12 protein-coding genes are annotated in these 15,809 nt (G+C 51.5%); 11 read left to right on the top strand and 1 reads right to left on the bottom strand.

The window, feature by feature from the left end; genetic code table 11:
* The 9 genes from AC51G0_RS21895 to AC51G0_RS21855 all read left to right on the top strand — a co-directional run bounded on the left by AC51G0_RS21895 (position 1) and on the right by AC51G0_RS21855 (position 11,920).
* The gene (locus AC51G0_RS21895) at positions 1 to 1,338 is read left to right on the top strand and encodes a glycine cleavage T C-terminal barrel domain-containing protein (RefSeq protein ID WP_496303763.1); all 1,338 of its coding nucleotides are present in this window, start codon (positions 1 to 3) and stop codon (positions 1,336 to 1,338) included.
* 25 nt (positions 1,339 to 1,363) lie between these two features.
* Positions 1,364 to 2,251, top strand: coding sequence for a methylenetetrahydrofolate reductase (locus AC51G0_RS21890; protein WP_496303762.1), 888 nt, complete (start codon positions 1,364 to 1,366; stop codon positions 2,249 to 2,251).
* Positions 2,252 to 2,313: 62 nt separating this feature from the next.
* A complete protein-coding gene (locus AC51G0_RS21885) occupies positions 2,314 to 4,035 on the top strand; it encodes a formate--tetrahydrofolate ligase (protein ID WP_496303761.1) in 1,722 nt (573 codons plus the stop codon).
* A 107-nt stretch (positions 4,036 to 4,142) separates the two neighbouring features.
* A complete protein-coding gene (locus AC51G0_RS21880; RefSeq protein WP_496303760.1) occupies positions 4,143 to 5,123 on the top strand; it encodes a dipeptidase in 981 nt (326 codons plus the stop codon).
* Between the two features lie 60 nt (positions 5,124 to 5,183).
* Complete coding sequence (locus AC51G0_RS21875; protein WP_496303759.1) at positions 5,184 to 5,741, top strand: DUF5943 domain-containing protein; 558 nt, start codon at positions 5,184 to 5,186, stop codon at positions 5,739 to 5,741.
* A gap of 9 nt (positions 5,742 to 5,750) precedes the next feature.
* A complete protein-coding gene (locus tag AC51G0_RS21870; RefSeq protein WP_496303758.1) occupies positions 5,751 to 7,811 on the top strand; it encodes an oxidoreductase in 2,061 nt (686 codons plus the stop codon).
* Positions 7,812 to 7,876: 65 nt separating this feature from the next.
* Positions 7,877 to 9,796 (top strand): (Fe-S)-binding protein, encoded by a 1,920-nt coding sequence (locus AC51G0_RS21865; protein ID WP_496303757.1) that lies wholly within the window; start codon positions 7,877 to 7,879, stop codon positions 9,794 to 9,796.
* Complete coding sequence (locus AC51G0_RS21860) at positions 9,793 to 11,142, top strand: electron transfer flavoprotein subunit alpha/FixB family protein (RefSeq protein WP_496303756.1); 1,350 nt, start codon at positions 9,793 to 9,795, stop codon at positions 11,140 to 11,142. The genes AC51G0_RS21865 and AC51G0_RS21860 overlap by 4 nt, the downstream gene beginning before the upstream one ends.
* Positions 11,129 to 11,920 (top strand): electron transfer flavoprotein subunit beta, encoded by a 792-nt coding sequence (locus AC51G0_RS21855; RefSeq protein WP_496303755.1) that lies wholly within the window; start codon positions 11,129 to 11,131, stop codon positions 11,918 to 11,920. Before AC51G0_RS21860 ends, AC51G0_RS21855 begins: the two co-directional genes overlap by 14 nt.
* 15 nt (positions 11,921 to 11,935) lie before the next feature.
* On the opposite strand, the gene gbdR is transcribed toward AC51G0_RS21855, so the two are convergent.
* Positions 11,936 to 13,018, bottom strand: a complete 1,083-nt coding sequence (gbdR, locus tag AC51G0_RS21850) for a choline metabolism transcriptional regulator GbdR (protein ID WP_496303754.1) — start codon at positions 13,016 to 13,018, stop codon at positions 11,936 to 11,938.
* A gap of 625 nt (positions 13,019 to 13,643) precedes the next feature.
* On the opposite strand from gbdR, the gene betI reads away from it, so the two are divergent.
* Complete coding sequence (gene betI, locus AC51G0_RS21845) at positions 13,644 to 14,237, top strand: transcriptional regulator BetI (protein WP_496303753.1); 594 nt, start codon at positions 13,644 to 13,646, stop codon at positions 14,235 to 14,237.
* A gap of 38 nt (positions 14,238 to 14,275) precedes the next feature.
* Entirely contained in the window at positions 14,276 to 15,736 is a 1,461-nt protein-coding gene (gene betB, locus AC51G0_RS21840; RefSeq protein WP_496303752.1) for a betaine-aldehyde dehydrogenase, read from the top strand.
* The last annotated feature ends 73 nt before the right edge of the window (positions 15,737 to 15,809 follow it).

Here is a 15,809-nt window from a genome sequence, read left to right as displayed (position 1 = left end):
ATGACAAAGTACGACAACCGATTACTGCAAGCACGTGCCGGAGTGGCGCGCCATGAAACCAGCGTTGATCAGTCGCATCGCCGGGTGCCGATCAATTTGCGTCAGTCGGGACCTACTCCCGTTGAAATGCTGATATCCACCCGGGTAAGGAAGTCGCCTTACTGGCACCTTTCTGTTGAGGCCGGATGCTGGCGGGCAACCGTTTACAACCGCATTTACCATCCTCGTGGCTATGTGCTGCCAGAAAACGGTGGTGCAATGGTGGAATATGACTCACTGGTTAATGATGTCACGATGTGGAACGTTGCGGTTGAACGTCAAATCCAGGTGAAGGGGCCAGATGCAGAAGCCTTTGTGAACTATGTGATCACCAGGGATGCTTCCAAGATCCAACCTATGCATGGTAAGTACGTGATTTTATGCAATGAGGAAGGTGGCATTCTCAATGATCCGGTATTACTTCGCCTTGCCGAAGACGAGTTCTGGTTTTCAATTTCCGATAGTGACCTGGAGTTGTGGCTGCGAGGGATCAATTTAGGCAAGCAATACGATGTCACGATCGCCGAGATCGACGTTGCACCCGTACAGATCCAGGGACCAAAGTCCGAAGCGCTGATGGTGGATCTGTTTGGAGAAGAAGTGAAAAATATTCCTTATTATGGCTTGATGGAGGCTGAAATTGCTGGCTGCGATGTGGTTATTTCGCAAACCGGTTTTACTGGCGAAAGGGGCTATGAAATTTACTGCCGTAATGTCACCGAGGATGCTGAAAAACTATGGTACACAGTGTTGGAAGCAGGGAAAAACCATAAGCTACGGGTAATCGCCCCGGCCCATCATCGCCGTATTGCTGCCGGGATCCTCTCCTGGGGACAAGATATAGATCAGGAAAGCCTGCCGTTCCAGTGCAATCTAGCCTATCAGGTACCACGCAACAAAGAGGCCGACTATGTCGGTAAAGCGGCACTGGAAAAAGCACGGGAACAAATCGATGCGGGCTCTCCGCCGTTCAACCTCACTATGGTAGGAATTGTGCTGGGTGGTGATCCAATTACGGATTATGCCAATGACTTCTGGCTGGTTTACGGCTCAGATGGGGGTGATGCTGTAGGGTATGTATCGTCTCCCTGGTATTCACCTGAGCTGCAGACCAATATCGCATTGGCACATGTCCCTTGGGAAATGCGGGATATCGGCACCAAATTGAGCGTATCGTTGCCTTCCGAGTATGGCGGTAAAGTCGTTGATGCCGAGGTGGTAGAGGTGCCGTTCCGGCCATCGGTTAACCCTAATTCGCGGGAAGTCGCGAAATCTCGCGGAAGCGATTTCGTCGATTAGTAACTGAAATCTCTTGGAGTACGGTATGAAGTGTGATGCCTACAATAGCATGGGTGGGGAAGGGTTCCATGAGCCAGATGTTGAGCCCACTTTGCGTCAGCTGAAGACGGAGGCCTCGATAGAGGCGACGCCAAAGCAGGTTTTGATGCTTCATACTGTGCCGGATTGGCTTGTTGCGGGTACTCGGGTTTACGTCCCGTTCCTGCCCAAAGGGCGGTTTGAAGAAACCTTTGAAGCGTGCGAGCGATTGCTGACTTGGGGGATGGTACCTATTCCCCATATTCCGGCACGCTCGGTGCCGAGTGAAGCTTACCTACACCAGTGGATCTCCTCGCTGACCCATATTGGTGTCTACAATATATTGCTGATTGCGGGTGAAAAAACGCCTCCGGCAGGGCCTTTTGCCAACACCCTTGCGCTGTTGGCATCAGGGGTTTTGACTGAGCACCCATTACGAGGCATTGGTGTTGCTGGCCATCCTGAAGGGCATCCGGTAGCGAGAAGTAGCGAGTTGACCAGTGCACTGGCTTTTAAGCGAGAATATGCCGAAATAAACCAGATTGAGATGTGGGTCGTCACGCAGTTCTCTTTTGACGCCGAAGTCTTTATCCAATGGTTAGAGTGCTACCAAGAGTTGCTCGGTCCTTTGCCTGTTTATCTCGGGATGCCCGGGCCGACACGCCTTAAGAATTTACTCTTCTATGCAGCGCAATGCGGTGTGGTGGAGTCTGCTGGTGCGTTACGCCGTAACTTAAGGGCCGCCCAGTTGCTTAAACCCTGGACACCTGCATTGCTGGTGCAGGAGATGGCTCGTTATCAGACGATCAACCCCGGCACGCCTTTTCGAGGGATCCATTTATACCCCTTTGGCGGATTAAAACAATCAGCCCGATGGTTGAATAGTAATTACTGACGATAATAATCGTCGCAATCTCATAAGCGTACTGCCTGCAGTATTGATGAAGGAGGCTGACGGTGAATAACGAACTAAATGTTGCCCTGATACCATCGGATAAATTACCTCCTCCGGGAGCCCCAGATATTGAGATTGCCCGTGCAGTGACACCGAAGCCGATAATTGAAATCGCTGCCGAACAGTTGGGGTTGCTGCCCCATACCTTAATTCCTTATGGCCACTACAAGGCCAAAATCGACATGGCCCATCTTGATGTAAGCAATCAGCGCGGCAAGCTGGTGCTGGTAACGGCAATCACACCGACAGCGGCAGGGGAAGGCAAAACCACGACCAGTATCGGTCTGTCTGATGGGCTAAATGCACTGGGAGTTAACAGTACAGTCTGTTTGCGTGAACCATCATTGGGGCCGTGCTTTGGCATGAAGGGCGGCGCAGCAGGGGGAGGCCGCTCGCAGGCCATTCCGATGGAAGATCTGAACCTGCACTTTAACGGTGATTTCCATGCGATCACGGTTGCCCATAATTTGCTGGTTTCGCTGATCGACAACCATATTCATTGGGGAAATGAACTGGGTTTGGATCCGCGCAGGATCAGCTGGCGGCGGGTCATGGATCTCAATGAGCGTGCATTGCGTAATATCGTTTGCGGGTTAGGTGGAACCGCTCACGGTGTACCACGAGAGTCGGGGTTTGATATTACCGTCGCTTCGGAAATTATGGCGGTATTGTGCTTGGCTGAAGGGCAGCAGGATCTACAGCGACGCCTGGGAGAAATGATCATCGGTCGTCGGCGCGATGCCAGTGTGGTAACGGTGCGTGATCTGGGCGCAGATGGTGCCATGACGGTTCTGCTCAAAGAGGCCATGATGCCGAATCTTATTCAGAGCCTGGAGCATAACCCGGTGCTGGTCCATGGTGGGCCCTTTGCCAATATAGCCCATGGTTGTAGCTCTTTGATGGCGACGCGTGCCGCGCTTGCTCTGAGTGATGTGGTGGTGACGGAAGCTGGTTTTGGGGCTGATTTGGGAGCCGAAAAGTTTATTGATATCAAATGTCGCCTGGCAGGCTTATCTCCTGATGCGGTCGTGCTCGTTTGTACCGTGCGGGCGCTAAAAATGCAGGGGGGCGTTGACAAGCCATACCTTGAACAGCCAAACGTTGCAGCCGTTGAAGCGGGCTCGGCTAATTTGCTTCGCCATATCCAGAATATCCAGCAGTTTGGGCTTGTACCGTTGGTTGCGATTAACCGTTTTCCTAGTGATAGCGAAGAAGAGCTCGCCGTGATCCAACGCTGTTGCCTGGCATCAGGCGCTCGGGTGGCCTCGGCCGATCACTGGGCTCAAGGTAGCGAAGGGGCGCAGGATATGGCTAAAGCGGTGCTAGATTTGCTCCAGCAGCCATCCCCTCAAGTGACTCCACTTTATCCGGATGATATGCCGCTGGATGAAAAAATTCACGCCGTGGCCACACGTATTTATGGTGCCAGCGAGGTGCAATTCTCTACCGCGGCTCTGGGTCAGCTGGACGATATTCATCAGCTTGGTTTTGGGCATCTGCCTGTTTGTATCGCCAAAACGCCCTATAGCTTTTCATCGGAACCCAGTGTGATAGGAGCTCCGGTGAATCATGTTTTGCCCGTTAGGGAGGTTCGACTGATGGCCGGAGCGGGGTTTGTCGTCGTGGTGTGCGGAGACATTATGACCATGCCCGGCTTGCCACGACACCCGGCAGCCTTGGATATCAGGCTTGATGATCAGGGGGAAATTGTCGGACTGTTTTGACGGAAATACTGCATCTGATGTCGCTATCACACCGTTCATCAGATGGGAATGGCATATCGTTAAGGTAGATAAAATACTGATAGCAGCACTCACCTGGAGGGAGAACCATGTCGGATGCCGCACAACTGCACCAAGAATCGATCATTATTGATGGCCTGATCATTGCCAAATGGGATCGTGCTTTATTTGAGGATATGGCAAAAGGAGGGATCACAACGGCCAATTGCACTGTATCGGTGTGGGAGGGCTTTCAGGCGACCATGGATAACATTGTCGAATTTAATGGCTTTTTCCGTGAGCACAGCGATTTGATCCGCCCTGTGCGCTGTATTGAAGACATTTATCGTGCCAAGGATGAAGGAAAAACCGGGATCATTCTGGGCTTTCAGAATGTGCATGCGTTTGAAGATCAATTGGGATATGTGGAGATCTTCAAAAAGCTTGGGGTAGGGATCGCGCAGATGGCCTACAACACTCAGAATCTGGTCGGTACGGGCTGTTATGAGCGGGATGGCGGGTTGTCTGGTTTCGGGCATGAAGTTGTTGCAGAGATGAACCGGGTTGGAATGATGTGCGACCTTTCCCATGTGGGAGCAAAAACCTCGCAGGAAGTGATCCTGGCATCAGAAAAACCGGTCTGCTATTCCCACTGTCTGCCACTAGGACTCAAAGATCACCCCCGAAATAAGTCCGATGAGGAGCTGAAGTTTATCGCCGATCATGGCGGCTTCATTGGTGTCACTATGTTTGCTCCCTTCCTGAAGAATGGCATCAATTCCACCATCGAAGACTATGTTGAAGCGATTGACTACATCGTCAATATCGTTGGTGAAGATTGCGTGGGGATCGGCACGGATTTTACCCAGGGCCATGATCAAGCCTTCTTCGAGTGGCTGACGCATGACAAGGGCTACGCCCGTCGGTTAACCCGTTTTGGCGAGATCATCAACCCCAAAGGGATCCGCACTATCGGAGAATTTCCTAACCTGACTCAAGCGCTGCTTGATCATGGTTGGCCGGAGAGCCGGGTGCAGAAAGTCATGGGAAATAACTGGGTGCGGATCCTGAAAGAGGTCTGGCATGAATAGTGGCTTCAGGGATGAATAGTGGAATAAGTAGATAGCTGATTTAGCAAAAGGAATATGTTGATGCCTGGATCACCACGTTCGCAAACACATTACCCTGAAATACCGATAGAGGTAGATGACGACACTGGCGTCTGGACCACCAATGGCCTGCCGATGCTGTATGTCCCTCGGCATTTTTTTATCAATAACCATACGGCAGTGGAATCGGCATTAGGTGCAGAGAAATACGCCGAAATCCTTTATGACGCTGGTTATCAATCGGCTTATTACTGGTGCGAGAAAGAATCTGAAACCCATGGCCTGAAAGGGGCCGAGGTATTTGAGCACTACATGACGCGATTATCACAAAGGGGCTGGGGACAGTTTATCGTCGAAATGCTGGATGTATCTCAGGGGCGAGCCCGGGTACGTCTTGAGCATTCTGCCTTTGTCTGTCATTACGGCAAGGTTAATCGCAAAGTTGATTACATGTTCACAGGTTGGTTTGCTGGTGCGATGGATCAGATCGCTCAAGGGCTAGGGCAGCCGATAGCGACGATTGCGATTCAGCAACAGAGCGAAGCGCAGACTGGTTGTGACTATGGGCTATTTGAAGTGATGCCCAAGGAAAGAGCTTAAGGAGTGGGTATGTCTCAATTTGATGCTATTTTTCAGCCGCTGGCTATCAACCAGGTGACAATCCGCAATCGGATCGTCAGCACCGCCCATGCCGAAGTCTATGCCACGGAAAACGGCATGCCCACTGAACGTTATATTCGTTACTACGAAGAGAAGGCCAAAGGCGGGATTGGGCTGTGTATTTGTGGTGGTTCGAGCCCTGTTTCAATTGATAGCCCGCAGGGATGGTGGAAGTCGGTGAATCTCAGTACCGATGACGTGATCCCGCATCTACAGAATCTGGCCAATGCGGTTCACCAGCATGGCGCGCACATCATGATTCAGATCACCCACATGGGACGCCGCTCTCGTTGGGATGGCGGTGACTGGCCGCACCTCCTTAGCCCAAGCGGAATCCGTGAGCCGGTTCACCGGGCTACCTGCAAAACCATTGAGTCTGAAGAGATTGAACGAATCATCAATGATTTCGCCCAGGCGGCTCGCCGGGTCAAAGAAGGTGGCTTGGATGGTATCGAGCTCTCTGCGGTGCACCAGCATTTGATTGACCAATTCTGGAGCCCGAGAGTTAACAAGCGAGATGATCAATGGGGTGGCAGTTTCGAGAACCGGATGCGGTTTGGCTTAAAGATATTGGAAGCAGTTCGTCGTGAAGTTGGGTCTGACTTTGCAGTCGGAATGCGAATTTGTGGTGATGAATTTCACCCCGACGGCTTAACTCATGAAGACATGAAACAAATTGCCACATACTACGATGCAACCGGCATGGTGGACTATTTCGGTGTGGTCGGCTCCGGCTGCGATACCCACAATACCCTTGCCAATGTGATCCCCAATATGAGCTATCCACCCGAGCCGTTTCTACATTTGGCGGCTGGTATCAAACAGGTGGTGAGTGTGCCGGTGATCCATGCTCAGAGCATAAAGGATCCCACTCAGGCGCAGCGCGTACTGGAAGGTGGCTATGTTGATTTTGTCGGGATGACCCGGGCACATATTGCCGATCCGTATTTGATCGCCAAAGTGAAGTTGGGGCAGGTTGATCAGATCCGCCAGTGTGTCGGTGCCAACTATTGTATTGATCGTCAGTATCAAGGGCTGGATGTATTGTGCCTGCAAAATGCAGCGACCTCCCGTGAAGGTACAATGCCGCATGTCATCAAGAAAACTAACGGCCCAATTCGCAAGGTCGTGGTTGTTGGTGGCGGCCCTGCGGGCATGGAGGCGGCGCGGGTTTGTGCCGAGCGGGGCCATGAGGTCACTTTGTTAGAAAAAGCCTCCCAGCTTGGCGGGCAGATCAGCTTGGCTGCCAGAGCGCCACAGCGTGAACAGATTGCCGGGATCACGCGTTGGTTCAGCCTCGAACTGACACGGCTGGGTGTAACGACGGAAATAGATACCGAGGCTGATGCCGAACGCATCATGGCATTGCAGCCGGATATGGTGATCTTGGCGGTTGGTGGTCAGCCGTTCGTCGAACAATATCCGGGATGGGGCGCGCAGGATGGCTTGGTAGTCAGCAGCTGGGATATTCTCAGTGGTGAGGCTGAGCCGGGCAACAATGTGCTGGTCTATGACACCATCTGTGAGTTTTCCGGGATGTCAGTCGCGGATTATTTGGCCGCGAAAGGCGCATTGGTTGAGCTGGTTACCGATGATCTGAAACCCGGTGTTGCTGTGGGTGGTACCACATTTCCGACCTATTACCGTAGTCTCTACCAGCGCGAGGTGATCATGACACCGGATCTTCGTTTGGAACAGGTGTACCGCGAAGGCGAGAAGGTGATTGCCGTGTTGGAAAATGAGTATACCCAGCAACGGGAAGAAAGGGTGCTGGATCAGGTGGTGATCGAAAATGGTATCCGCCCCAATGAGTCGCTTTACTACCAATTGAAACCGGACTCTATCAATAAAGGGCAGCTGGATCTCGAAGCACTGTATGCTGCCGAACCACAACCGGATCTGGCACGTTATGGCGAAGGTTACCTGTTATACCGGATCGGTGACTGTGCTTCGCAACGTAATATTCACGCTGCGATTTACGATGCCTTGCGTCTGTGCAAGGACTTCTGAGCAGGCGTTTATGAACAAAGGCTTCTGAGCTTTAGTAACATGACTGTCGCAGGAAGGGGATTGCTATGCTGACATCTCTCGTTTCAGTGTTGTTATTGCTGGGACTGCTACTGGCCCTGATTGGTGCGGCTCGCCGGGTGAAAATGTGGCGCAAAGGCCGACCATCTGAGGTCAATGTCTGGATGGGGCTAGTCAGTGTGCCACGGCGGTACTTGGTCGATCTTCATCATGTGGTTGCCCGCGACAAGTATATGGCCCACACCCACGTAGCCACCGCTGGGGGCTTTGTTGCTGCGATGGTGCTGCTGAGCTTTATTTATCTATTTGGCCTTAGCTCTGGTGTGATGCACGTATTGGCGCTTATTGCCTGTACGGTGATGTTGGTTGGGGCGCAGTTTGTGGCACGGCGCCGCAGGCCGTTGCCCGCTCATCTATCTGCCGGGCCCTGGATGAGGTTGCCGAAAAGCCTGACGATGTTCTCGGGAACATTTCTACTGGTAAGTCTATTTGGCTTGTTTGGAATAGAAACGTTGCCTTCGATGCTGCTTGTATTGATGGGGATCGCAATGATAGCGGGCCTGGGGGACATGCTGCTAGGACTTACCTGGGGTGGCCCAATGAAACATGCCTTTGCCGGGGCCCTACACCTTGCCTTCCATCCTAGGCCTGAGCGTTTTGGCGGCGGTTTATCGACAGGGCTGAAGCCACTCGATTTAGCCGAATCACATCTGGGAGTGGCCAAACCGACTGACTTTCTTTGGAACCAGCTGATGGGATTTGATGCCTGCGTGCAGTGTGGCCGTTGCGAGAAAGTGTGTCCGGCTTATGCAGCCGGACAACCGCTGAACCCCAAAAAGCTGATCCAGGATATGGTGACCGGAATGGCTGGAGGTACGACGGCACATTATCATGGCAGCCCTCATCCGGGCAAAGAGCAGCAAGTTGGTTGTGGAGCTCCCGACAAATCACTGTTTGATGGGTTGCTGGATCCTGAGACTGTCTGGTCATGTACAACATGCAGGGCTTGTGTCGAAGAGTGCCCGATGATGATCGAACACGTTGACGCAATCGTTGATCTGCGCCGTTATCTGACGCTGGAGCAGGGAGCCACACCGGGTAAAGGCCCGGATGTGCTCAATAATCTGATCGCAACTGATAATCCCAATGGTCACCCTCCAATCCAACGCCATAATTGGGCGGTCGATTTGAATATTCCGTTAATGGCAGAGAATAAACAGATTGATGTGTTGCTCTGGGCCGGAGATGGCGCATTTGACATGCGCAACCAGCGCACGCTTCGGGCACTGGTTGTTTTACTGCGACAGGCGAATGTTGACTTTGCCATTCTGGGCAATGAAGAGCTCGATTGTGGTGATTTGGCTCGTCGCCTCGGTGATGAAGCGACATTTCAACGTCTCGCTAAAACCAATGTGAAGACCCTAAATAAGTATGCTTTTAAGCGTATTGTCACCGCGGACCCACATGCATTCCACCTAGTAAAAAATGAGTATCCTGATTTCGGTGGCCACTATGATGTTTGGCATCATACTCAGTTACTGGCAGAGCTGGTCAGGCAAGATCTATTGAAACTCAAGCCCATCCAGGGGGCTTCAGTGACCTATCACGATCCCTGTTATCTGGGGCGCTATAACGGTGGTTATGATGAGCCTCGTTTCTTGCTAAAAGCGATGGGTGTCGAGATTAAGGAAATGGCCCGCTCGGGGTATCGATCTCGTTGCTGTGGTGGCGGTGGCGGTGCTCCTGTTACTGATATTGCCGGTAAGCAACGTATTCCGGACATGCGAATGGCTGATGTGAAGGAAACTGGTGCCGAGATTGTCGCGGTTGCCTGCCCGCAGTGTAGTCAGATGCTGGAGGGGGTAGTGGAGCCTCGGCCTGAGGTTCGGGATATTGCTGAGCTGCTATTGGACGCCTTGCCTGAACAAATTAATCCGCTGCAAGTTAGCGAAGTGGAGGCATCATGAGTGAATTGCTTCGACGCGACCCACGCCGTGAGCGTATTCAGCGTAATCGTCTTCACCCCTTGTATCAAACGTTGGCTCCTGTAATCAGTTCAGCGGGCAGTTCGGGGCTCAGAGCCTTAGTACCAGGCAGCTCAGGAGTAGTGCGCAAGAACCCTCACCTCCGTGGGGCGATAGGCCCAAACGGTATTCGGCGTATAGACCGCCTGGATAGTAAAGATACAAATGACGCTTCATTTAGCCCCCCCCATTCAGTCATTCAGCCGTCCTCTCACTTACCCCTGCACTGTGTAGAAGACGCTGAATTTTATATTGCTGTCGTACCGGAGATGAGCAGTGGCAGGTTGACCAATGCGGATAAAGATATGTTGGGGCTGGCGCAGCAATTGGCCAACGGTCGCATTGGCGGCCAGAGTGGCGGTGCGGTAATGGCTGTGTTGTTTGCCCCGGCAAAAGATGACTGCCTCACAGAGGCTGGGGTTGATAGGGTGCTGGATCTCTCTTTATGGGGGGATGAAGGTTACCAACCAGAATATCAATTGGCGTTGTTACAGCAGGCAGAAAAGCAATTTACCCCACGTTACTGGTTGTTTGGCGATCAAGCCCTAAGTAGTGTCGATCTCGGTCGGCGCCTTGCCGCTAGCCTGGATGAGCGGGCAGCCACGGGAGTCGTTGAAATTGATGATAATTGGGTGTGGTGCAGCGCAGGCCTTAGTGGCAAAGAGTACCGTCGCCCACATGAGCGTATTTTGCTGGTGGCAGAGCAGATCGCCGAACCTGTGAGTACACACCGTTATCAGGCTCGCCGAGTCACACTGGAATCAATGCCTGAAGTACATACGAAAATTGATGATATGGGATTGCTTGAGATCGAGCCTGGCTCTGTCCCTCTGGTGGAAGCAGAGTTTGTGTTTGCTGGGGGTCATGGTGTCACTAACTGGCCGTTGTTTCATCAAGCTGCAGCGGCACTAGGAGCGACGGAGGGAGCCAGCCGGGTCGCGGTAGATGATGGCAATATGCCACGAGTTACCCAGGTTGGTGCCTCCGGGACTTGGGTCTCGGCACGGGTGTATGTGGCGGTGGGGATCTCCGGCGCGATCCAGCATATGCAGGGAATGACCGATTGTGACACCGTGATTGCCATTAATCTTGATCCGGGTTGTACCATGGTCAGCAGGGCTGATTTGAGTGTGATTGGCGACAGCAGTGAGATCATGCTAGCTCTGATTAATCAGGTGAAAGAAAGCCTTAGTGATAGTACGAGCGACAATACGAGCGACAATATAACCGACAATTTAGCATCTCCTGAAAATGGACAAGCTAAGGAGGTGTGGGATGATGCTGTGTGAGCCGCTGCAAATCATGGTACTGGTTTCGGCCGGAGTACATCCGGTTTCAGCGCGCCCTTGTCGCGCTTCTTTGGATGCACAGGCTGTTGAGTTGGCATTGCAGCAACCTGGAGCGGTGATTGATGTTGTCCATGCTGGTGATACCGAGCATCCGGCATTGCGTGAATACCTGGGGATGGGAATTGGACAGATAACGGTACTCAGTGTGCCTGGTAATGCAGAGCCGCTATCGATGCTGGCTCAGTATGTGAATGAAGCGGAACCCGATTTGGTGCTGTGCGGAGAGCAGGCTGAATGGGGAGAAGCGTCTGGCATGTTGCCTTATCAATTGGCTGATCAGCTAGGTTGGGCGTTAGCATCGAATATAGCCAGTTTGACTTCCATTGCCGATGGACGGGTGGAACTGTTGCAAGCGCTACCACGAGGTCAACGCCGGAAGTTATTGGTCAAACAGCCTGTGGTGATGACAATAAACAGCGCTGCGCCAGAGGCAAGGCAAAGTGCGTTTGTGAAAGCCCGTGACGGCATTATCAATATGCTTGAGTCAGGCCTTGAGCTTGTTGAGGATAATGAGCAACTTCTTTGGCAATTGCAGCCGGCCAAACAGCGTCCTAAACGCCTCAAGGTGATCACTGCAACCACAGCCGCTGAGCGGATGAAAGCCGCAATAATGGCGGTGCAGTGCCAAGAAGGACAAGTGCTTCAAGATAGCTCACCTCAGCAGGCTGCCGAGGCGATTATAGCGTTGCTTCGTCAAGAGGGGGTTCTGAAGCGTTGACGCACTAATAGCAGGTTAGCAGGCCTCCTGAGGGACAGTATTCGGATCGTCAAAACCGCTGTCAAAGACGGTATCATCATGCAGTTCTGCCACCTCGGCTAGCACCGGTAATTCGGTCACAACAGGCTGTGGTGACGAGATCCCGAATCGCTCGTTACGAGGTGGAATGCCAAAGCAGTCACGGTAGCATTTACTGAAATGGGGCGTTGAAACAAACCCGCAGGCCACGGAGACTTCAATAATCGCTAGATTAGTTTGCTTTAGCAGTTGCCTGGCTCGGCTAAGCCGCAACTGAAGATAGTAGCGCGAAGGTGAACACTGCAGGTGTTTCTGAAATAGCCTTTCAAGCTGGCGGCGTGATAGATCGACAAATCCTGCCAATTCATCCATGCCAATGGGCTCTTCCAAATTGGCTTCCATCAAAGAAACGATTTCAAGCAGCTTTGGCTGGGAAGTACCTACCAGACTGCGGAGCGGAACCTTCTGCACATCTTCGCCATTACGGATCCGCTCGCACATGAACATTTCTGAAATTGCTGCACTGAGCTTGTTGCCATGCTGATTAGCCACCAGAGTGAGCATCATATCCATCGGTGCTGTTCCCCCGGAGCTGGTCATTCTCTTGTCGTTTAGGGTAAACAACTTATTGGTGATCTTAATCGAGGGGAACAGTTCCTGAAATCCTGCCAGGTGCTCCCAATGGATGGCACAGTGCTGATTTACCATCACTCCAGCCTTTGCCAGTACATAGCTACCGGTACAGATCCCACCGAGTATTTTTCGTTGACGATCAAGCTGATAAAGCCAGCTCATCAGTTGTGGTGTGCAACTTTGCTCAACCTTCACGCCACCGCAGACAATGAGCGAGTCCAGCGGTAGTTGGGTGGGTATTTTGTCATCAACCCTCACTTCAAGCGCATCACTGGCGGCAACAGACTCGCCGTTTTCACTGAGGGTAAACCACTGGTATAACGTCTCTCCCGAGAGCTGATTGGCCATGCGCAATACTTCGATGGCAGATGCCATCGCGATCATGGTGAAATTGTGGGTGAGATAAAAACCTATGTGCATGGGTTGTCGTGTTGTTATTGAGGTCATCGCCAGTTCCCCTAATGTGCCACATGATCGTGATGGGTAGAGTGGTGCTAATCTTCGCGAAATCCTTACAGTACACAGCGTTTTAAATGACTAGAAAAATCACCTTCTCTTTCTGTGTAATTCAGGGTTCATAAAAAGTAAATTTTTTTTATCAAGCGATAGCTCAATTAGGGAAATTAAGTGAGTAATTAAAGCGAAGAGACTTAAGTTATGGGTAATTCAGACAAACTTATCGAATCTGATATACCCGTAAAGGTTAGAGGTCTAAACAAATGGAGTGAGAGCATTTCAATCTAAATGAGCTCCCATTTGTTAGCAAATTACCGAGAGGTGCAAAAAGTACTCACAGCGCTCGATCATCAACAGCCCGAACCCTCCATTTTATTCTGCAGCATATTGGTGCATCAAAACGACATCCACTTGTTTTCTACACAAAACATTTAAACTAAATTCAGCCTCATTGATTTACAATAAAATCACTTTGTATCAATGGCTTACAATTGTTCGTAGTTATTTGCGCTGCTAAAATTCATTACTACACGAAACATTTTTTTGACTTCCGCCCGAGATGCTGTAAAAATATTTTTAATTAAACGGTTAATCAAGAAACATTTGGGTAACAAATATGCCAAAGGTAGGGATGCCAGAAATACGTCGGCCACAGCTTGTCGAAGCGACGATGGCCGTTATTGACGAGGTCGGATTATCCTGTGCGAGTGTGGCCTTGATCAGCCGCAAGGCAGGTGTATCCCCTGGGATTATTAATCACTATTTCGGTGGCAAGCACGGTTTGCTGGAAGAGACGATGCGCACGGTATTACGTCAGTTATCGGCAACATCGATTGAGCATCTACGCGCTGTCGAGAAGGGGGATGTAACCGCCAGGATCAAGGCGATCGTTGCGGCTAACTTTGATGGCTATCAGGTCGAAAGCAAAGTGGTGAAGACATGGCTGGCATTCTGGGCGCAGTCTATGCACGATCAAGCTCTGCATCGGCTTCAGCGAGTCAACGAGCGTCGCCTGTTGTCACACCTTCGCTATGAACTCAAGCAAGTCTTACCTACAGAACAAGCCCTCTTCGTTGCGCAGGGGATAGCTGCGCTCATCGACGGGATCTGGCTGCGAGGCGCACTGAACCCTGAAGGGATTTGTCCCGAAAAAGCACAGCAGATCATTTCCGACTATCTGGAAAAACAGCTCGCCCCGTCTTTGAACTGACGAACTCATAATAAAACATTAATTACCAAGGCATTTTGATGAAAATGAAGTCCCTTTACATCCATGGTCAAGCCACAGAGGTTTCATCAGGAGAAACGTTTGTAACCCTTAACCCTGCAACCGGTGAGCAACTGGCCGAGATCGGCCAGGCATCAACTCAGGATGTTGACAGTGCCATTGCTTCGGCGCAACAAGGTTTCAAAGTGTGGTCAGCCATGAGCGGCATGGAAAGAGGCCGTATTTTGATGAAGGCGGTAGCTATTCTCCGTGAGCGCAATGATGAATTGGCCGAGTTGGAAGTTAAAGATACCGGGAAACCAATTCAGGAAGCTATCGAGGTGGATATTGCCACTGGTGCGGATGTTATTGAGTACTACGCGGGGCTTGCCGCGGCAATTCAGGGTCAGCAACAAGATTTGGGCTACGGCCAGTTTTTTTATACTCGCCGCGAGCCGCTAGGTGTTTGTGCCGGGATCGGTGCGTGGAACTATCCGATTCAGATCGCAATGTGGAAATCGGCACCGGCATTGGCGGCAGGTAATGCCATGGTATTTAAACCTTCGGAAGAAACCCCGCTGTCGGTGTTGAAGCTGGCCGAGATCTTTACCGAGGCAGGAGTTCCTGACGGTGTGTTTAACGTTGTTCAGGGCGATTACCGTGTCGGTCAGATGCTGTCCCGCCACCCTGACATTGCCAAGGTTTCTTTTACCGGTGAATCCGGTACGGGCAAGAAAGTGATGGCTGATGCGGCCGGTACACTTAAAGATATTACGATGGAGCTAGGCGGTAAATCACCACTGATCGTGTTTGATGATGCCAAGCTGGATAATGCGGTTTCAGCAGCCATGCTGGCCAATTTCTACACCCAGGGCGAGGTCTGCACCAACGGTACCCGGGTGTTTGTCCATGATGCGATTTACGATGAATTTATCGAGCAACTTGCTCACCGCACCAACAAATTGGTCGTTGGCGATCCTGCTGATATGTCGACCCAGATCGGCGCGCTGATCTCTGGCGAACATATGGAAAAAGTACTCGGCTTTATTCAGGCGGGCAAAGAATCTGGTGCGCGTCTTATCTGTGGCGGCGAGCGTGAAACGGGCAATGGACTTGATAAAGGGTACTTTGTTCAGCCCACCATCTTTGCAGATTGTACCGATGATATGCCTCAGGTTCAGGAAGAGATCTTTGGCCCGGTGATGTCCGTCCTGCGATTTACAAATGAGGATGAGGTGATTCAGCGGGCGAATGCAACCCAGTATGGGCTTGCTGCCGGGCTGTTTACCCAAAACCTTTCTCGTGCCCACCGTGTGATAGCCCAAATTGAAGCCGGTATTTGCTGGGTGAACACTTGGGGCGGTTCGCCAGCTGAAATGCCTGTGGGGGGCTATAAGCAATCTGGGATCGGGCGTGAAAATGGAATTGAAACACTCAACCATTACACCCAGAACAAGAGTGTGATGATTGAGCTTGGTGATCTTGAGTGCCCTTATGATTGAGCCGCTAGATACCAGCAATAGCGGGTATCGGTGATAACTGCAGGCTTAAATCTTAATTACTAAATTGAAAGGG

Source organism: Photobacterium sp. HL06, assembly GCF_059552575.1.
The sequence above is the reverse complement of the archived record's forward strand: the minus strand, read 5'-3'. Positions and strand labels throughout refer to the sequence as shown.

Coding starts and splice junctions, on each gene's coding strand:
- AC51G0_RS21895 (WP_496303763.1), top strand. CDS start 1: ATGACAAAGTACGACAACCGATTACTGCAAGCACGTGCCGGAGTGGCG.
- AC51G0_RS21855 (WP_496303755.1), top strand. CDS start 11,129: ATGATGCTGTGTGAGCCGCTGCAAATCATGGTACTGGTTTCGGCCGGA.
- AC51G0_RS21870 (WP_496303758.1), top strand. CDS start 5,751: ATGTCTCAATTTGATGCTATTTTTCAGCCGCTGGCTATCAACCAGGTG.
- AC51G0_RS21890 (WP_496303762.1), top strand. CDS start 1,364: ATGAAGTGTGATGCCTACAATAGCATGGGTGGGGAAGGGTTCCATGAG.
- AC51G0_RS21880 (WP_496303760.1), top strand. CDS start 4,143: ATGTCGGATGCCGCACAACTGCACCAAGAATCGATCATTATTGATGGC.
- AC51G0_RS21865 (WP_496303757.1), top strand. CDS start 7,877: ATGCTGACATCTCTCGTTTCAGTGTTGTTATTGCTGGGACTGCTACTG.
- AC51G0_RS21860 (WP_496303756.1), top strand. CDS start 9,793: ATGAGTGAATTGCTTCGACGCGACCCACGCCGTGAGCGTATTCAGCGT.
- betI (WP_496303753.1), top strand. CDS start 13,644: ATGCCAAAGGTAGGGATGCCAGAAATACGTCGGCCACAGCTTGTCGAA.
- betB (WP_496303752.1), top strand. CDS start 14,276: ATGAAAATGAAGTCCCTTTACATCCATGGTCAAGCCACAGAGGTTTCA.
- gbdR (WP_496303754.1), bottom strand. CDS start 13,018: ATGACCTCAATAACAACACGACAACCCATGCACATAGGTTTTTATCTC.
- AC51G0_RS21875 (WP_496303759.1), top strand. CDS start 5,184: ATGCCTGGATCACCACGTTCGCAAACACATTACCCTGAAATACCGATA.